Consider the following 14850-nt stretch of genomic DNA (forward strand, 5'->3'; position numbering starts at 1 on the left):
ATGGGTTTCGGGCATTTTAACGTGATTTTTTGATGATTTTTGAGCGCTCGCTATTGAGCAGAAGTTAATCACCAAAAGCCTGAAACGATGGATTTTCGTTCATGCACATCATGGTGAATTTGTACAGTGCGTAAGTCCTAGTAACTTTTTTCTTGGTCCACAAACTCCTCAACAGCATAAATATCAGGCCAGACAGTTGCACCATGTTCATAGTTATCAATCCCCACCTGATCAGCTTCAGGATTAACACGCAGCCTACCAATAGCATTGAGTCCAGTAAACATTAAAAAGGCAAAACCAATAGTGAAAACTGATACTACGACTACGCCCAAAATCTGCACACCCAGCAAATCAAAACCACCACCTAATAACAATCCAGCTTTTTTATTCAAAGTCAGTTCTGGTTGACCTAAAAAACCAACAGCAAGTGTACCCATCATGCCATTAATACCATGAACAGCAAATGCTCCCGCAGGATCATCAATTTTGCATGATTCAATAATGTCAATTCCTAAAACTACTAAAATTCCCCCAGTTAAACCAATCACCACCGCCGCCCAAGGTGCTATGAAAGCACAACCAGCGGTAATACCCACCAAACCTGCCAAAGAACCATTCAGACAATAGACTAAATCCCATTTACGTGAACGACTATATTGATAAAACATTGCCGCTAACGCCCCAGCGCCAGCCCCCAGGGTCGTATTCAGGGTGATTAAACCAATTAAGCCAGGATTAGCAGTACCGAGGGTTGAACCGGGGTTAAAGCCATACCAGCCAAACCAGAGAATCATAGTTCCCAAAGCTGCCAAACCTAAGTTATGGGCTGGAGGAATCTGCCCCCAAGGAGTTCGTCCAGGGCGTGGACCAAGTAAAAAAGCACCAACTAAAGCTGTCCAACCACCAACGGTATGAACCACTGTACTACCGGCAAAATCATGAAAACCTATTTTCGCTAACCAGCCGCTGGAGTTCCATACCCAATGCACAATCACGGGATAGCTGAACGCAGCCATGACAGCACTGTAGATTAAATCACCGATAAAGTCCGTTCTCCCAGCCATTGCCCCAGTCGTAATTGTACTGGCAGTAGCTGCAAAGGCAAACTGAAAGAAGAACAAAGTATAAGCATTCAGTCCTGAAGCTATTCCTGGTACACCACTATTAGTAAAAGTACCGTCAACTGGTAATTGACTTAAGAAAAAAGTGTCTGTACCAATAAACCCGCCAGCACTTGTACCAAAAGCGATGCCAAAGCCTACACCCCACCAGATGATAATGGTGAGAGCCGCATCAATAAAGTTTTCTAATAGGGCATTAACTACACCTCTTTGGCGCAGCAAACCTGCCTCCAACATGGAAAAACCAGTCTGCATGAAAAATACTAAAAAGCCTGTGAGTAGTACCCAAGTAGTATCAATGGAAACTTGTAATTGCTTGGTTGTGGCATCTAAGGATTCCAGTGTTACAGGATCTGCGGCTTGGACAACTGTGGGGGCAAAAATTGCCAAAACCATTGCACCTATAGCCAGGGCTAAAAGACGATACAAAGGACGGACACGTCTATTCATAGTTGTTTTTCTCATTACTGACTCAGTAATTGCCGATATCTTGATGTTCGCTAAGTAGCATATACTTGATAGAAAGAACGTTCTGTATTAAAAAGTACATTTTCTTTGATTTATTTAGGGCTTGCTGATTAAAGCTGAAACCCTTGTACAAATAGTGATTGAAGTCTATAAATGGGAAAAAAGTGCAAGACAATGGGGTAAAATGGGTAAAAATCCTCACATAATATAGAGAAAACGACAATTTTCAACGCCAACCTACTTACCTATTTTGGTAATTCAAGAATTCAGGTAAATTCAGGACTTTCATCGCTGATAATTCAGGTAAATTCAGGTAAATTCAAACACCCTCTAAATTATTGTTATAATTTGTTCATTGTCATCCTACAATAAACCTTATAAAACACGAGGACATTATGACCTTTACCGCAGATCCTCCCTATACACAAACCAGCCTCCCAGATCATACTCAACTACCAGAATCTAACGGACAATTTGTGAAGAATTTTCAGGAACATCCACAAAGCATTCTACTAACTCAATCTATCATCCCAGTATTACAAAAACTCCACGCTGATGGACAATATGCTATAGGTCAAGATAGCGGTATTTATTGGCGGATAACTGAACCACCAGAACGAGGTGCAGAAGCTCCCGATTGGTTTTATGTTCCTCATGTGCCACCATTATTAGATGGTAAAGTCCGACGTTCTTATGTGCTTTGGCAAGAATTTATTGCCCCATTAATTGCTTTAGAATTTGTATCAGGAAATGGCACAGAAGAAAGAGATAAAACACCTTGGCAGGGGAAATTTTGGATTTATGAACAAGTGATCAAACCTGCTTTCTATGGCATTTATGAAGTTAGTAAAGCCAGCGTGGAAGTATATCATCTCATGGAAGGACAATATCATTTATTGCCACCAAATAAACGAGGTCATTATCCGATTACACCTATGGGCGTAGAATTAGGTATTTGGCAAGGGACATATCAAAATATGGAGTTACCTTGGCTGCGTTGGTGGGATTTAGACGGTAATTTATTACTTGATGGTCATGAAACAGCTGAATATGAACGCCAACGGGCTGAATATGAACGCCAACAGGCTGAATATGAACGCCAACAGGCTGAATATGAACGCCAACAGGCTGAAAGTGAAAAAGAAAAAAGCGATCGCCTCATCTCTCAATTACGCGCTTTAGGAATAGAACCAGAAGTGTAAAAAATACTCATATCTCCAATTAGCGATCACTAGATTTACTGTCCCTGTCCACAGTCCCCCAGTGCTTCCTTGCTAGCTTGCACCCGGAGTCACTAAAGCCCTACACATCTTGTTTCAGTCCCCTTGCGGGGATTAGATATGTGGAAACTATGGTCAAGGTTTATGTTTATTCATGAGTGCAGATATGTTTCAGTCCCCTTGCGGGGATTAGATATGTGGAAACCGCAAACTTCCCTCCCCTTGGAGGGCGATCGCATGTTTCAGTCCCCTTGCGGGGATTAGATATGTGGAAACGATAAGCTACTCCCATTTTATCCGTGGGTATCTAGTTTCAGTCCCCTTGCGGGGATTAGATATGTGGAAACTTTTTGTTTATTAGTTGTTTGATAGGCAACATCTTTATCATGTTTCAGTCCCCTTGCGGGGATTAGATATGTGGAAACTAGCTTCGTTTGCAAAACAAGGAATTTTGCCCTACGTTGTTTCAGTCCCCTTGCGGGGATTAGATATGTGGAAACAATCAATCCTGATCTGTAAATGCCCATTCATGGCGGTGTGTTTCAGTCCCCTTGCGGGGATTAGATATGTGGAAACTTTGGCTGTGCGGTCAACCACTATGGAGCGATCGCCGTTTCAGTCCCCTTGCGGGGATTAGATATGTGGAAACAATCCAGTTAACCCAATCAATAGTTATTCCAGACTTACCGTTTCAGTCCCCTTGCGGGGATTAGATATGTGGAAACTTCATTGAAATCTGGCTTACACTTGAAAATCCATAATGTTTCAGTCCCCTTGCGGGGATTAGATATGTGGAAACGTCAATAAATTGCATTTTTGCTCCATGTACAGTTACGTAATCATTCAGTTTCAGTCCCCTTGCGGGGATTAGATATGTGGAAACCAAAGAGAAAGACAGGATTAAAGCAAATAAGAATTGTTTCAGTCCCCTTGCGGGGATTAGATATGTGGAAACCTTATAAGTACCCTGCCGTCCGGGCCAGGAGCAATAGATGTTTCAGTCCCCTTGCGGGGATTAGATATGTGGAAACAAGGAAAGCAAGTTTGCAAACAGTGTGCTTACTTTTATGGTTTCAGTCCCCTTGCGGGGATTAGATATGTGGAAACTTTGATGTTTACGTTGTTCAGACGCGCGGTGATTTTGCCTTAATGTTTCAGTCCCCTTGCGGGGATTAGATATGTGGAAACTGTTTTTCCTTGGTTAAAGTGCAATGATGCCCATGTTTCAGTCCCCTTGCGGGGATTAGATATGTGGAAACTCTAAAAACCCTCAACTAGTAACAGCAGAAGTTATTGTTTCAGTCCCCTTGCGGGGATTAGATATGTGGAAACTAGCTTACAGGTCTTTAGGTACTATTGGGGGACTGTTTCAGTCCCCTTGCGGGGATTAGATATGTGGAAACTATCTTCTTCACTTTCTTCTTGGTTGGTGTGGAAGGGTTTCAGTCCCCTTGCGGGGATTAGATATGTGGAAACAACAGGATATTCTATTCTAACAGGGAGGAAGCTAAGTTGTTTCAGTCCCCTTGCGGGGATTAGATATGTGGAAACTTGATTTAACTAATATACTTAATTCTCCTAATAACGTTTCAGTCCCCTTGCGGGGATTAGATATGTGGAAACACTTTTGGGGCTGGTTTAAATGAGTCTGATTCAGATGTGTTTCAGTCCCCTTGCGGGGATTAGATATGTGGAAACGTATGTGTTAGAAAAACCAGATATGGACTCTGTTGCGTTTCAGTCCCCTTGCGGGGATTAGATATGTGGAAACTAATCGTGGACGGGGAACAACCCGTCCACACGCTGCGCGTTTCAGTCCCCTTGCGGGGATTAGATATGTGGAAACACTTCAAATTAGTTTCTCAACATAGTCTACTAAACTAGTTTCAGTCCCCTTGCGGGGATTAGATATGTGGAAACCTACTAACCACTCACATTCTAAGTTAGCTATTTCAAACGTTTCAGTCCCCTTGCGGGGATTAGATATGTGGAAACTAAAGCTGCTGAGAATCAATTGCGTAAACTCTTCATGTTTCAGTCCCCTTGCGGGGATTAGATATGTGGAAACTGACATCAAAGGAATAAATGGAAATGATTCTCCTACCTGTTTCAGTCCCCTTGCGGGGATTAGATATGTGGAAACAAAGCAAGAACAGAGCTATTGTTCTTCAATAGGTTGTTTCAGTCCCCTTGCGGGGATTAGATATGTGGAAACGCAAGTAGGATAGAATTCTGCCATGCTCTCACTAAAGTTTCAGTCCCCTTGCGGGGATTAGATATGTGGAAACTCATCCCAATAGGGATCTTTAGAGGGCGATCGCTCGTTTCAGTCCCCTTGCGGGGATTAGATATGTGGAAACTTGAAAATCAGTTCTACCCTCGTCAAACTTAACTAAACTGTTTCAGTCCCCTTGCGGGGATTAGATATGTGGAAACAGGAACACAGCCACCGACAACCAAACCACGACAAAGTTTCAGTCCCCTTGCGGGGATTAGATATGTGGAAACAATATCTCTACATAGAATAATATAATATTTACCTGAGTTTCAGTCCCCTTGCGGGGATTAGATATGTGGAAACACCGCCGTCTGAAACATAAACTGGGGGCGGAGTCCAGAGACGATTTTGGCGAACCTCTCAAAAAACCTCACTTCAGGCTTGGGGTCAACTGCCAACTGAAACTAATGGAACGCTGAAAGTATTTAGTTGTCAAGGTTCTGGCTGTTTGGCGAATCTCCCGGGTTTTTGACCCCGCTCTAGGTCTGCCAAAAATTTAAGCTGATGTATCAATTATATAATGATAGCTTGTTCTTGTCTAGGGATTTCCGAACCATAAGTAATAGTTCTTTTCACACTCCCAGCATCCAGCACATACATTCTAATAGAATCCTCATCAGACTTAATCAGCTTTTCTATCTTGGTTTGCAACCGAGCAAATTGTACAGCAGTCAAAAAACACTCAAACACACTGTATTGAGTCCACTTACCATAACCAGAAAGCATTTTATGTAAACGAGTTCGGCGTTTATTGGCAGCTTTATTGTCAGGTAAGTCATAAATAATCAGATAAAACAGTGTTGTCATCTTAGTGATAAAGGTTTGTAGGGAACACCTTCTTGTAAATGACGACTCAGTAACCGTGCTTGTAATTCTATTGCTCGTCGGTAGGTACAACGATAATCAAAAACAGGGTGTTTAAATTCATCATTCATTTTTTTGTCAAAGGCTTGCAAAAAAGTTTTTCTTGCATTATCTTTCAACCGATAAGCTCCCAAACTTTCGTTAAAATCTTCGGGTTTTATTTCGTGTTTATGCAATAATGACAATACTAAATTATCAGCAATCAAAGCTCGAAATTCCTCCATTAGATCTAACACCATTGCCGGTTGACCATGATGAACTTCGTGGAGATAGCCAATATAGGGATCTAATCCTGCCACATGAACACCAGCCATAACTTGACCTTGTAATAAAGCATAGGCAAAACTGAGTAAGGAATTAACAGGGTCAGTAGGTGGACGGCGATTTCTGCCATTAAAAGTCCATTGTTTACCTACCATTCCTTGCCAACAAGCAAAATATTCTCTGGCTGCTAAACCTTCCACACCACGAACTTGATCTATATTTTGTTGAGTTTTAACTAAGATTTTCCGTTCTTTGAGGGGATTATCTTTTTCATTGTGTCGGTACAATACATTATATTGATTATGAATCTTTGCTGTGACAATTGCCTTAACTAATTCTAACCGCCGCACAGGATCATGATAAACTGCATACTGTGCCAACCTCAATTGACCATTACGAGAAGATTTAGGTAAAGCAGAACCCAAGTATTTACCAAAACTAGAAAGATAATGCACTGGCATTCCTAATTCTAGAGCATAAACAAAAGCATCGCCGGTAACTTGGGGATTACCCATCAAAATAACTTCGTTTACCGTTTGAGCCGCAACCTTTTGTTTTTTCCAAGAACCATCTTCTTGTTTCAAAGCTACTTGAAAAGCTTCATAATCTTTGCTTAAAATAGCATCAGGTTGAATGATATAGAGAGTAGTCATAATTTAATATTCTTGACGTTGTAGTTGTTTGACTTCAAAGGGTAAACAAATTCCTTGCAGACTACATGATTGACATTTTTTAGAATGATCAATAGGTGCTGGCATTTTATTTTGACTTGCAACATGAGCTAATGCTATCGCTTGTTCTGTCATTTGTCGTAATTGCGGTGTAAATGCCACAGTTTGTCTTCTACGATTGGCATGATAAAATATTTCACCATAGGTAATCGTGCGACCAGTGCGTTCTTCTAAACATAAAGCCGCAGCACAAACTTGAAAATGGTCATTTAGGTGTTGTTCCATCTTGCCTTTTTTGTATTCCACAGGCACAAGTTGACCATCGTATTCCTCAACAGCATCAATAATCCCGGAAACTTTGAGGCGTTCTGACCACACCCATTGTTGTTGATGAATTAAGGTTTCACCTTCTTGAAAAGTGCCTTCTTCATTAATATTGCGGTGAATATGACGACCTAAGATAATATGTTCATTGTCTGCCATTTCACCTAATACATATTCGAGGTAAAATCTACGCGGACAATATTCCCAAGCATTCAAGTAAGCTAATGGTAAATAATCTTCATTCATTTTATTTGGTAATTGGTAATTGGTAATTGGTAATTCTAAATTCTAAATTCTAAATTCTAAATTCTAAATTCTAAATTCTTACTTGTCCCATACCCATAGCTGTTTTCCGTCCCACACCGGAAAAGACAGCGAAGTTAGCTAAAATAGTGGCGATTCTGGCTTGTTCAGGGTCTAAAAACCGATATTTTACCCAGCCAACAGTACCAATTTCTGCACCAGCTTCCATTTTTAAAGCATGGGTTTTAATATCAAAAGCAGAAACTAAACCCTGCCATTCAACTTGAGGAAATTGTAATTCAGAGGGTGCAAATCTATTCCAACGACGTAATAAACTATTGAATACTAAATCAGGCAATGGAAAAGGTTGGATATTTTGATTCTGCTTAAAACTGGTGGGGGAGAGAAATTGTAATTCAATTGTATTTTGTGATGGTATCTCTAACAGGTTTTCAACGTTGCTAGATTGATAAATATTTATCCACTTACCTAATTTACAAGATATTCCTGCTAATGTAATTTCACCACCCAAATTGCTGCTTAATCCCCACAATAAAGGTGCTAAAAGTTCTTGTTTTAATAGTGTAATTCTCAACTGGATTCTTTGCGGAGAAGTGTACTGTATTCCTATGGTCACTGGTAAAGGATCTTGTTGATGCAAATTCTCTGCGAGAAGAGGATCTGCATTAGCAAACCATTGAAAACATTGAGCATGAATAGCCCTTCCTAATGTTGCTGGTAATGGTGCAGTAGCAGAAATGGAAATGAGAATTACATGAAGGTTATGAGAATTAACTTCAACACCTGTTAATTGATATGATTTATTTTGCCAATCTAGAGTAATTCTTTTACCAATAATTCGCTGACAAATTGATTCCATTAGTTGTGGATATAATCGAGAATCTGGCAACACAGGCATGATTTTAGTAATACCATCAGCAATGTGTAATTGAATCCAAACAGGTACAGGTTGAGTATCTGATAACCAAGATTCTAAGGTAACAGAATTGATATTTTTTGCATCTTGTCTGAGAATTAAACTCATCCCAGCAAATGTAGTCTCAATATCTTCGGTAAATGTCATAACGGGCGCTGGTGGCAATAAGTTTCAATGGTAGAAATCCTGATTTAATCACTCTATCTTTATCGAGTTGAGCTTTATCAGTGGAAAAAGGATTAATACGACTAAATGTGGTTTTTTCACCAAAATCATCCATTGGTTGAATTGTAAAACCAGTAGCAGGATTTGGTGGAAATAATGGTTCTGAAGTTTCTTGTTTGCACTCTGGTAAATATTGAAAAAAACAACCCCGTTTACCAAAATAATTAATTTGGGCAAATAATTGTTCTAGTTCTATTAAATGCTTTCCTGCACTACAACAAATTTGCAGATGTCCTTGAAAATGTACCCATTCCCGAAATACAAAACCATCTTGCATAGGCACAGTTGAACGAGATTTATCTGCTTTATCTGCGGATTGATCGTAATAGCGGAGTTTGTAACCATTACGATTGACAACTAATCTTTCTGGAGGACAAATATAAATGATTAAATCTCGAATCCAGCTAAATTCGGTTTTAATCCATTGGTCAAAATCATTTTGATGGTGTCTTCCCTGACTTTCTAACAACACTTTTAATAATGCCATTTTGACAGCATAAGGAGTAGGTACTAAATTAGACCTTGCTGCCATACTTGTAGCATCAGAACGTTTGAGAGAAAATAGGCTAACAGGTTGATAGGTGACAGTTAGCCATGTAGTTACAGTTTCTGATTGTGGGGAAGTTTTAGATTTAGGAGATTGCTTCGGCATTTTCACTATCCCAAGGTAGAGTTTGAGCAATCAGAATTTCAATTTTATCTGCAAATTCAGCTATATTGTCAAACTTAAAACAACGGATGGTATCAGCACCATTGAGTTTATTTAATGTAGCTGCTAAACTGTCAATTTGGGTTTTATATTCTGGTTTTAAAGAACTAATCATTGGTGCAGGACAACGGCGACTACTAATAGTAATTACACCTTCAAAATTATCAGGGTGCGGTAAATTAGTATTGCGTTTTGCACCATTGGGTTGTAAATAGGTATAAAGCACACTTTTTAGTAAAGCATCCAGGCGTTTTTTCCGTTCAGAAACATCAATGCTATAACCAAAATTGTGGGGGTTATAACCAATTCTAAAAGCCTCAATATTGAGAACAGTGGCATATAAACCAGAACTAACTTGAACGTTATAAGGAGTGGGATTATCTACACCATATTTAGCATGAAAATAACTCTGTGTTTTGACTAAATTTGGTAAACCAACAACTGCACCGAACTCAATAACAGAATCACGTTTTAAGGTTTGTCCACCTTTAACAGTCACCATGAAACCTTCTAAATCGCTGATGGTACAAAGTTGCAGAACTTTACCAGTTTTTGCTGCTAAATCAGTATCTTTGTCTGTAAAAACCGAGAGATTTTTTTCCAAGTCATAACCAATTCTATCGGGATTAAATTGTTTACCACCCTCAGATAAACTTAGTCCAGATTCAAGAGCAACACGGTGTAAATGTTCAGATTGAATATGTTTGAACATATCCCCAGAAATACCATTGACATAATCAGGTTCATCCATGCCATCCTGAATGATGTAATAGCGTCGAGTTAAAGATTGATTACCCTCGTTACCTTCATTATTCAAAGCATGAAGTTGTAGAGATAATAAACCACTAATAGAAATTGAATAAACGGGAAATTGTACCTTAGCCATTATCATTTTCTCCTTCTTCAATGTTATCTAATTCTGTTTCTGATTCACCAGTTGCATCGGTTTTATCTGATTCTTTTGATTTACCCCAACCCTTAGCGTAACCATAGGCAATTAATAGGTTAGCAACTAAACTGGAACCATGATTTTCGATGAGATTAATTACCCTATCTAAATCATCTTTGGTAGTCCAAATCCTCCGGGGTTTACCTTTCTTTTTGAGTTCTTCATCAATTCGCAAGTTCTCATTTTCGTAACTAGCAATAAAAGCCGATAATTCAATAATAAAATCCTTTTTAGATCCCGCTTGACTAGTTAAACGTTGTGCTAAACCATAGATTCTATCCCAACCATGTTCGTCTTTTCCTGCATAAACTGTGGCACTATTAATAGCCTTAGCAATACGTAAAAATCCAGGGTCTTGTGTAATGTCTGTTAAAGTTAATTCTTTGTGATTTTGAGGATGATTAAAATTTTTCACCATGAGATCTAATCCATTAAGAGAAAATAAACGAGGAAAGAATTTAGCTTTAGGATCTGCTAAACGCTTAACAACATAATCGGCATAAATTACTTGAAAGCGAAAGAAATTTTCTAAACTTGTACTAGTAATGAAATCTCGATAAAGTGCTAATAATTCACTGTGTCCTTCTTCTGCTGATAGGGTACTAACAATTGACAAGTGTTCTGTCAAAATATTGTGATAATCTGCTAATTCCTCAGAAGTTTTAGGACTAATCCAACCTGGCAAACCTAAAGAAAACACTTCTTTGACACCATAAACTTGACCTTTAGAACCAAAGTGAGTACCAATAAAGTTACTAACAAAATGATTGACTGGTTGACAAATATCAAATTCATCACTTTCTGAGTCTGCTTGAGATTGATGATAATTCAATAATTGTTGACAGAATTTCAATACCAACTCCGCATCAAACCGTGCAATTCCATGACCCCCAGATGGTGGGTTTAACTGACGCAACTTATTCAATACTTCCCGATATTTATTTAACTGAATATCTTGGGGTTCTAAAACTACAACACGCCAATCATAAACTCGTTCAGCTATTTTGATTCTTTCTGATATACCAAAGGAAAATAAACCTCCAGCAATCAACCATAAACTTAACCAATCCGTTTTTTGAGAATCTACTTTATTACCATCTGCTTTAACTCGGTTTACCCCTTGTACAGATGTTGGTAAATAGATTTTTACTGCACTGGCTGTTTCTGGTAATTTCTGTCCTGTAGCTTGGGTGAATAAGTCGTTTACTAAGTTATTAACATCCTCTATTTCTTGGCTAAATGCTGTAAATAAAGCAACCAATAAAGCCCCGTAATTTGGGCGGGGAGAATTTGAGCGGGGAGAATCTGGGTGGGGAGAATCTGGGCGGGGAGAATCTGGGCGGGGAGACCCCGCCCCTACTGTTTGCCATCCTAAATACCACAATTCGTTATGATTGCGGTCATGACGCATGGAAGTCAGTATTACACCATTTTGGGTACTTGGATGTGGTGGTTTTGGTGCATCTTCATTAAATTGGGGTTTACCCTTTTGTTGAAATAAATACTCCCGGTAAAGTTTTCGTCTTTCCGTTTCCTCCACTGTATTAAAAGTATCTGTTTCCTGCGGTATTTTGCTAATATCGGTTTTTTGACCTTTGACTGGCGGGAAAGAATTGGTATAATTGAGTTTGGCTACCAGTTCTAAATTGATAGGTTGTTTTAACTGAAGGCAGTAGCGTGTTCCTTGATCTAAAAGTTGAATTGCACTTTTTTGGTTAGTAGCTTTCAGGGCATACTCCACAAGCTGTACCAGACCTAACATCAAGAAAGTGTCAGCATAAGTGCCGAATTTTTTGGTAACAAATAGCTGCTTTATCATCTGGTCTTCAACCCATAGGAGTTGTCTACTTCCAAACAGTATATATCTAGCTGGAAGAGGGGTATTCCGATTAACGTAATTGTAGAAAAAAGACGCTAAGATATTTTTGACATCTGCCTAGAAACAACTGTGAGTGAAGTAAAAGCTGATTATGATGGTGCTTGGAAGGAAGGTGTAGAAAAATACTTTGAGGCGTTTTTAACATTCTTCTTTCCCCATATTTACAACGAAATTGACTGGACGCGAGGTTATGAGTTTCTTATTTCAAAACTGAATTGAAGCAGTTTGAGGATGACAAAAAAATGGCATACATAACAAGTATACAACGTATAGAAAGATCGCAAACTCTCCAAGAATCTATTGTTAAAATCATCAAAACTAGATTTCAAGATGCTCCTTCTGAATTAGTGGAACAAATCAATAAAATTTATGACCATGAACGACTAAATCAGCTATTAGAGGAGGCTATTACTACAGGGTCAATTTCTGATTTTCAGCAACAATTAAGCCAAGAAAATACAGATACAGATAATGAGAGAATTTGAGGTTAAACAAGAAAAGAGATACATCACAAGCATACAACGTATAGGAAGAACAATAGGTTTCCAGGAATCTATTGCTACAGTTTTAGAGACTCGATTTAATTATGTTCCTCCTGAATTAGTTGAACAAATCAATCAAATTTATGATAGTGAACGACTGAACCATCTACTGGAAAAGGCTATTACTACAGAGTCAATTTCTGATTTTCAGCAACAATTAAGTCAGGAAAATACAGATACATAATTCTAAAGTTGCACTGAGCGTTGATCACACAGTCGTAAAGCCCTAACTACCAGCAAGTAGAGATGAAAATACTCAAATTCATCAGCAGTATTTAACTGATTCAAGTCAAGTTCTTTTTTAATTGGGTAGATACTTTTGCTTAAATTTGCTGGTGTTAATGGTAAACTTTGACTTAGGAAGCGTGTCATACTTTGCCAACTTTGGGCGATCGCTCTTTGTGCTTCCGGGTGTAATTCTATAGTTTTTATTTTAGTTATATCTGCTACACTCCAACCACCAGCCCAAGCCGAATGGTGACGACCAGCAGCCATAATCACTGTATGACAAATATACTGAATCTGTTCGTTATCAGCCTCAAAATAATCACGTAATACTGGTACTAAAGATTGTTTGAGAATATCCCGTGCTAAATATGCACTTTCAACAGCGTGGTTAGGACGCTTGTGTTTCTTTTCATGATCTTTGAGTGCTGTTTTTTGGTCTTTATCGTCTGGGTTATAATCAGTGTGTGCCAGTAAATGTTGTTTGGGGTTTTGACCTTGAAATGAAGAATGAGCGATCGCTTGCCATTTCCGCATCACTTGTTGCCATTTAATTTGTAGTTTACCCAAATCATGGGTAAAGATAGCAAAAAATACCAATAATTCAAATAATGCTGCTGCTTCTGATTCTTGGATGTGTGGAAAAATCTTGTTTTTAATTAATTTTGTCCCTGCTGGTAATAGCTCATTTCTGATACTATTGTAAATAGTTGGTTCAGCTTCACCGTTTTTTAAGCGTAAGGTTTTAAATGGTTTATGCCAACAAGTCCACATACAACCCAAATGTCCAACATAAGTATCCATATTATAACGATATTCACTGACAATTGTGCGCTGTGGTTTCGGTGGGGAAATAAAACCATTACTAAATTCATTAATGCCAATTAATAATCCAATATTTTCATCATAATAAATAAAGCGGGGATTAACTAAAATCTTGATGCTGTTAATCAATGAATCACGGTATTTAATCTCAGTGCAAACAGGTTGATTATAGGTTTCTGCTTTACCTTTCGGTGTTTCAATTCGTTTAAAAATCCAATCTGTACCAAATTCTAAGTTTTTGGAATCTCGCCAAACTTTGCACAGTGTAGACACAGGAACTGAAAAAGCCATTAATTTGCGGGGGTCAATGGGTTCTTCCTCAAAGTCAATAAATCCGCTTTCTTCCCAAACAAATAAACTCCGACTATCAACAGAACGAATTAACTCACTTGCAAAAGATTGATCACCTCTAAAGAATGCCGCTTCAAAATTGTTTTCAAACTGCATTTGATTATTTTTTCGTCGTTGTTGTTGCAGTAAATCTTCTGCTGTATGCACCTGATTAATCCAAGTTTCTTCGATACGAAATCCCACATTTTCATGCACCTGATTTGATTCAGTATGTGCCTGTAATACTTGCCATGTTGATTCACAGGTTTTTTCAGGATATGGCAGAAAACTTTGTTTTTTATCGGTAGTTTCTTGGGTTTCTGAATCTACATCTGCTTCTGCAAGTGTAGTATTATTTTGGTTAACTTCTATTGTCCGATAAACCAAAACTAGACCCTGTTCATCTGGGAATCTTGCACAACGTCCTGCCCTTTGTAATAATGAGTTCATGGGGCAAAGTTGACTGTGCATAACTTGGCAAGTAATATTAATTCCGGCTTCAATTACTTGGGTGGAAATCAACACATAACAAGTGCCGTCATCTTGCCAATTTTCAGCAAAAGTTTCTTTTAAAAATGTTTCTTTTTGGGCGCGATGTTCTGGTAAAAATCTGGAGTGCAGCAGGGTAATATTTAAGTTATCATCATAATTCAACTCTTGCAAATCTCTATATAATCCCTGCGCCTGAGAAACGGTATTACAGATGATGATAACTCGTTTATAATTATGATTGTTAATACCAGTTTTGATAACTTTAGCGGTCAATGGTTCAGATA

Annotated in this window: 13 protein-coding genes and 1 CRISPR repeat array; of the genes, 4 read left to right on the plus strand and 9 right to left on the minus strand. The window is 38.6% G+C overall.

Going from position 1 to position 14850, the window contains the following annotated elements:
* Positions 1–137: 137 nt before the first annotated feature.
* Positions 138–1571: an ammonium transporter gene (locus PN471_RS18935; RefSeq protein ID WP_271778158.1), complete on the minus strand. Its 1434-nt coding sequence runs from the start codon at positions 1569–1571 to the stop codon at positions 138–140.
* Between the two features lie 413 nt (positions 1572–1984).
* On the opposite strand from PN471_RS18935, the gene PN471_RS18940 reads away from it, so the two are divergent.
* The gene (locus PN471_RS18940; RefSeq protein WP_271778159.1) at positions 1985–2791 is read left to right on the plus strand and encodes a Uma2 family endonuclease; all 807 of its coding nucleotides are present in this window, start codon (positions 1985–1987) and stop codon (positions 2789–2791) included.
* Positions 2792–2902: 111 nt separating this feature from the next.
* A CRISPR array of direct repeats spans positions 2903–5390; the repeat unit is 37 nt; unit sequence GTTTCAGTCCCCTTGCGGGGATTAGATATGTGGAAAC.
* Between the two features lie 210 nt (positions 5391–5600).
* Here the strand turns inward: PN471_RS18940 and cas2 are convergent.
* The 7 genes from cas2 to PN471_RS18975 form a co-directional block, all read right to left on the minus strand.
* Positions 5601–5894 (minus strand): CRISPR-associated endonuclease Cas2, encoded by a 294-nt coding sequence (gene cas2 / locus PN471_RS18945; RefSeq protein ID WP_271778160.1) that lies wholly within the window; start codon positions 5892–5894, stop codon positions 5601–5603.
* Positions 5891–6868: a type I-D CRISPR-associated endonuclease Cas1d gene (gene cas1d / locus PN471_RS18950; protein WP_271778161.1), complete on the minus strand. Its 978-nt coding sequence runs from the start codon at positions 6866–6868 to the stop codon at positions 5891–5893. Before cas1d ends, cas2 begins: the two co-directional genes overlap by 4 nt.
* A 3-nt stretch (positions 6869–6871) precedes the next feature.
* Entirely contained in the window at positions 6872–7456 is a 585-nt protein-coding gene (gene cas4, locus PN471_RS18955) for a CRISPR-associated protein Cas4 (RefSeq protein WP_271778162.1), read from the minus strand.
* A 70-nt stretch (positions 7457–7526) separates the two neighbouring features.
* The gene (gene cas6, locus PN471_RS18960; protein WP_271778163.1) at positions 7527–8537 is read right to left on the minus strand and encodes a CRISPR system precrRNA processing endoribonuclease RAMP protein Cas6; all 1011 of its coding nucleotides are present in this window, start codon (positions 8535–8537) and stop codon (positions 7527–7529) included.
* The gene (locus PN471_RS18965) at positions 8515–9267 is read right to left on the minus strand and encodes a hypothetical protein (RefSeq protein ID WP_271778164.1); all 753 of its coding nucleotides are present in this window, start codon (positions 9265–9267) and stop codon (positions 8515–8517) included. The genes cas6 and PN471_RS18965 overlap by 23 nt, the downstream gene beginning before the upstream one ends.
* Complete coding sequence (locus PN471_RS18970; RefSeq protein ID WP_271778165.1) at positions 9248–10210, minus strand: DevR family CRISPR-associated autoregulator; 963 nt, start codon at positions 10208–10210, stop codon at positions 9248–9250. The genes PN471_RS18965 and PN471_RS18970 overlap by 20 nt, the downstream gene beginning before the upstream one ends.
* Positions 10203–12092, minus strand: coding sequence for a hypothetical protein (locus tag PN471_RS18975; protein WP_271778166.1), 1890 nt, complete (start codon positions 12090–12092; stop codon positions 10203–10205). Before PN471_RS18975 ends, PN471_RS18970 begins: the two co-directional genes overlap by 8 nt.
* 129 nt (positions 12093–12221) lie before the next feature.
* On the opposite strand from PN471_RS18975, the gene PN471_RS18980 reads away from it, so the two are divergent.
* From PN471_RS18980 to PN471_RS18990, 3 genes are read left to right on the plus strand one after another with little or no spacing between them, the layout of a single operon-like run.
* Positions 12222–12371 carry a hypothetical protein gene (locus tag PN471_RS18980; RefSeq protein WP_271778167.1) on the plus strand — a complete coding sequence of 50 codons (150 nt, stop codon included), beginning with the start codon at positions 12222–12224 and terminating at the stop codon, positions 12369–12371.
* A gap of 23 nt (positions 12372–12394) precedes the next feature.
* Positions 12395–12637, plus strand: a complete 243-nt coding sequence (locus PN471_RS18985; RefSeq protein ID WP_271778168.1) for a hypothetical protein — start codon at positions 12395–12397, stop codon at positions 12635–12637.
* Positions 12624–12878, plus strand: coding sequence for a hypothetical protein (locus tag PN471_RS18990; RefSeq protein ID WP_271778169.1), 255 nt, complete (start codon positions 12624–12626; stop codon positions 12876–12878). Before PN471_RS18985 ends, PN471_RS18990 begins: the two co-directional genes overlap by 14 nt.
* Positions 12879–12880: 2 nt before the next feature.
* Here the strand turns inward: PN471_RS18990 and cas3 are convergent.
* A partial coding sequence (gene cas3, locus PN471_RS18995; protein ID WP_271778170.1) for a CRISPR-associated helicase Cas3' occupies positions 12881–14850 on the minus strand: 1970 nt, incomplete at its 5' end.

The organism is Aphanizomenon sp. CS-733/32, from assembly GCF_028330045.1.
Taxonomy (GTDB): Bacteria; Cyanobacteriota; Cyanobacteriia; order Cyanobacteriales; family Nostocaceae; genus Dolichospermum; species Dolichospermum gracile.